4 protein-coding genes are annotated in these 4160 nt (G+C 71.6%); all 4 read left to right on the plus strand.

From position 1 onward, the window contains the following. The coding region (locus tag VFW24_14680) for an ABC transporter ATP-binding protein (GenBank protein HEX5268008.1) at window positions 1–997 on the plus strand (997 nt) is incomplete at its 5' end. Beyond that, the gene (locus VFW24_14685; GenBank protein ID HEX5268009.1) at window positions 994–2010 is read left to right on the plus strand and encodes a hypothetical protein; all 1017 of its coding nucleotides are present in this window, start codon (window positions 994–996) and stop codon (window positions 2008–2010) included. The genes VFW24_14680 and VFW24_14685, both read left to right, overlap by 4 nt. Before the next feature lie 39 nt (window positions 2011–2049). Then, window positions 2050–2997, plus strand: coding sequence for a hypothetical protein (locus tag VFW24_14690; GenBank protein HEX5268010.1), 948 nt, complete (start codon window positions 2050–2052; stop codon window positions 2995–2997). Beyond that, on the plus strand, window positions 2994–4160 hold a 1167-nt coding region (locus tag VFW24_14695; protein ID HEX5268011.1), incomplete at its 3' end, for a hypothetical protein. The genes VFW24_14690 and VFW24_14695, both read left to right, overlap by 4 nt.

The raw sequence follows: 4160 nt of genomic DNA on the forward strand, positions 1-4160 counted from the left end.
AGCGGTGGTGCTGGTGGTCGGTGGCCGGGACGTGCTGGCCCACCGCATGACCGTGGGCAGCCTGCTGGTGTTCGTCGCCTACGCCCGGACGCTCCAGGCCCAGGCCGAGTCCCTGCTCACGGTCTACCGCGCCCTGCGCGCCGGCGAGGCCGGCCTCGACCGGGTTCAGGCCGTCCTCGGGACCAAGGAGGAGGTCCCCGAGCCGGCCCACCCGGTGCGCTTCCCGGCCCAGGAGGGACCGTCCCGCCTGGAGTTCGACCGGGTCACCTTCGGCTACAACCCCGGGACCCCGGTGCTCGAGGACATCACCCTCGAGATCGAGCCGGGCCACACGGTGGCCCTGGTGGGCCGGAGCGGGGCGGGCAAGTCGACCCTCGTGTCCCTGATCCCCCGGTTCTTCGACCCCTGGTCGGGGCGGGTCCTCATCGACGGCACCGACATCAGAGACGTGCGGGTCCACGACGTCCGCCAGAAGGTCTCCGTCGTGCGCCAGGACCCCCTCCTGCTACCGGTCTCCATGGCCGACAACATCGCCTACGGCCGCCCCGGCGCCACCCGGGACGAGATCGAGCAGGCCGCCCGTGACGCCCTCGCCTCCGACTTCATCGAGGCGCTCCCCGACGGCTACGACACCGTGATCGGCGAGCGCGGCGCCACCTTGTCGGGGGGCCAGCGCCAACGCCTGGCCATAGCCCGGGCCCTCCTCAAGGACGCCCCCATCCTGATCCTCGACGAGCCGACCGCCGCCCTGGACGCCGAGTCCGAGGCCGTCCTCGTGGCGGCCGTCGACCGCCTGACCCTGCACCGCACCGTTCTGGTCATAGCCCACCGACTGTCCACCATCCGGCGGGCCGACCGCATCGTGGTCCTAGACGAGGGCCGCATCGTCGAGGACGGAAGCCACACCAAGCTCATGCGGGCGGGAGGGCCCTACGCCCACATGTACAACACGCAGTTCGGCCCCATCACGACCTCTCGTCCGAAGGACAACCGATGAACACCACTGTCGAGACCGACCGCCTGACCTACCGGCCCCTCCGGGAGGACGAGCTGGGCGTCGTCGTCCACCTGTACGACCTGGCCGGTTGGGGCCCGGTGACCGAGCAGTGGGTCCGCTCCTGGCTGGTCCACGGCCCCCTCGGCCCGGCGCTGGTGATGGGCATCGTCGACGACCGGGGAGAGGTTCTCGGCATGACGACCTACGGAGCGGTGAGGGTCCAGACCTTCGACGAGGAGGTGCTCGCCTGTCGGGGTCGGGCCGCCGTGCTGGTGCCGGAGCTGCGGAGGAGCGGCCGCCGGGTCTCGGCCGTGGACGAGCACGACCCCCTGTACCAGCTGAGCCTGGCCGCCCGGGCCCATCTGAGGGACAGGGGCTGGACCCTTCTGTACGGGATACCGCATCCGACCATGCAGAAGCGTTCGGACATCTCGGTTGCACCGCCTCTGGGCCGGAGGGACCGCTGTGCGATCCCCGGGGTCCGTTTCGAGATCGCCGGTGTCGAGCCCGGTCCGATGCCCCTGGACGTCACCATCGGGGAGCGACCCGGGGAGGAGTACGACCGGCTGTGGATCCGGGCGCGGGTGGGCCTCGGGATCGAGTGTGCCGTGCTCCGCGACGCGCGGGGCCTGGCCGCGACGCGGGGCAACGTGTTCATCGAGTGCCGCCTGCCCGGCTCGGACGAGCTGGTGGGCTACTGGGTGGTCGACGTCACGAGCAGCGGCAAGGGACGCCTCATGGATTACCTGGCCGCCGATGAGGATGCCCTTCTGCCCGTGGCCCTCACCGCGTCGAACTGGCTCCGCCGTCACCAGATCCCGACCGACGAGGGCCCGGTCACCTGCAGGTACGTCTCGTGCCTGGCCCACGAGCGCTACTCCGACGCTCTCCGCGGGGCGGGGGCAACCGACATCGACTGGCCGTTCGCCTTCTCGGTGAGTTGCATCGATGAGAACGGTCCCGACCGCCCCGAGCACGACCCGCGCCGCTGGTACGTGACAACCGGCGACTGACCGGGCGGACGCGGCAGCGAACAGGGTGGGACAGCGTCGGTGACCGAATGGACGCGACTCGAGCGCGCCGTCTCCGAGGCCCTCTCGGGGCACGGCGGGGCGCGGCTGGTGGCCGTGGACCAGGTCGTCCGACGCAGTACCCACCCCACTCTGGTTGCGGTCGTCCGAACCGGCGCCGGGACCGAGCTGAGCCTGTTCGTCAAGCACGGGCGGAGCACACCGGGACAGCGCCTCCCGAACGCGCCACGGGGCGGCCTGGTGCGGGAGGCGGCCGTGTACCGCGAGATCCTCGCCTCCGTCGACTCGAGCGCCCCCCGGTTCCATGGGACATACACCGACGAGACGGGGGAGACCTGGCTGTTCGTCGAGCACGTCGAAGCGGCCTGTCGGGTGGCCGAGTCGGCCGACGAGACGGCTCCGGCCCGGACCATGCGCTGGCTCGGTCGGTTCCACGCCCGGGCCGAACCACTGCTCGGCCGGGCGCGACTTCTCGGGTTGCCGCGTCAGGGTGCGGCGTCGGGACTGGAATGGGCCGAGCGCGCCGTCGACTTCTCCCGCGAGCTCCACGGCGACTATCCCTGGCTCGACGGGCTGCGCTCCGAGGTCGTGGACCTGCTGATGCCGCTCCGGGACCTCCCGGAGACGGTCATCCACTTCGAGTTCGTGCCGGACAACGTGCTGCACGCCGGCCACCGGGTCGTCCCCGTCGACTGGGAGTCGGCCGCCATCGGCCCCGGGGTGCTCGATCTCGCCTTCTTCACCGACGACTGGGCCGGTGCCGCCCTGGAGGACGACTACATCGCCGCCCGGTGGGCGGGCGGACCGGCTCCCGCCGGCTTCCCGGACGCCTTGGCCGCCGCCCGGCTCTTCATGAACCTCCGCTGGCTCGGGGACGACCCCGAGATGACCGTCCACCCCGGCGCCCGATGGCGGTTCGGCGCGCTCGAGGCCGCCTGGGCCGCATGCCGGCGGGTCCACTCCCGATGAGCCCCGAACGGCTCCGGATCGTCCTCCTCGGCTACCTCGTCCGGGGGCCCCTCGGGGGGCTGGCCTGGCACCACCTCCAGTACCTGATCGGGCTGAGCGATCTCGGCCACGACGCCTACTTCCTGGAGGACAGCGAGGACTTCGCGTCCTGCTACCTGCCGGACTCCAACGAGATGTCGTCCGACCCCACCTTCGGCCTGGGCTGGACCGGGCGCATCATGGACCGGCTCGACCTCGGAGCCAGGTGGGCGTACTTCGACGCCCACTCGTCGTCGTGGCACGGCCCCTGTGCACAGTCGGCGCTCGAGGTCTGCCGGTCGGCCGACATCGTCCTCGACCTCTCCGCCGTCACCCCCATCCGGCCCTGGCTCCTCGATGCTCCGGTCCGGGCCCTGGTCGACACCGATCCGGCCATCACCCAGGTCGCCAACCTGACCGACGAGTGGGCGCGGGATCGGGCGGCCACCCACACCCACTTCTTCACCTTCGGCTCATCCGTGGGCACCGAGGGTTACTCGGTCCCCGGCGACGGGTTCCCCTGGCAGCCCACCCGTCAGCCGGTGACCCTCGAGAAGTGGCCGGTCCATCCCGGACCGGTCGACGGCCGCCTCACCACGATCATGCAGTGGGAGGCCCACGATCCGGTCGAGCACGACGGCCGCCGGTTCGGTCCCAAGCGGGACTCGTTCATGTCGGGCTATCTGGACCTGCCCCGGCGGGTGGGCCGCCTCCTCGAGCTGGCCGTGGGATCGCGCTCGGCGCCCCGCGACCTCCTCCGGGACAACGGCTGGGTGGTCGTCGACCCGCGGGGTCCGTCCCGGGACCCGTTGGCGTACCAGGACTACATCCGGTCGTCGGCGGGTGAATGGAGCGTCGCCTCCGAGGCCTACGTCGCGACCCGGAGCGGCTGGTTCAGCGAGCGGAGCACGGCCTTCCTGGCCAGCGCCCGGCCGGTCGTCGTGCAGGACACGGGCTTCTCGAGCTGGCTCCCCACCGGTCTGGGGATCATCCCGTTCAGTTCACCCGACGAGGCCGCAGCCGGGATCCTCGACCTGTACGGCCGGTACCGTGAGCACAGCTGCGCGGCGCGGCGGATAGTGGAGGAGCACTTCGACGCCGGTACGGTGCTGACAGACCTGGTGACCAGGATGGCGCGGACACCA

This window comes from Acidimicrobiales bacterium, from assembly GCA_036273495.1.
In the GTDB taxonomy this organism is placed as follows: domain Bacteria; phylum Actinomycetota; class Acidimicrobiia; order Acidimicrobiales; family JAJPHE01; genus DASSEU01.

Bases quoted from the DNA above. Each gene is read 5' to 3' on its own strand.
- VFW24_14685 (HEX5268009.1), top strand. From the start codon at position 994: ATGAACACCACTGTCGAGACCGACCGCCTGACCTACCGGCCCCTCCGG.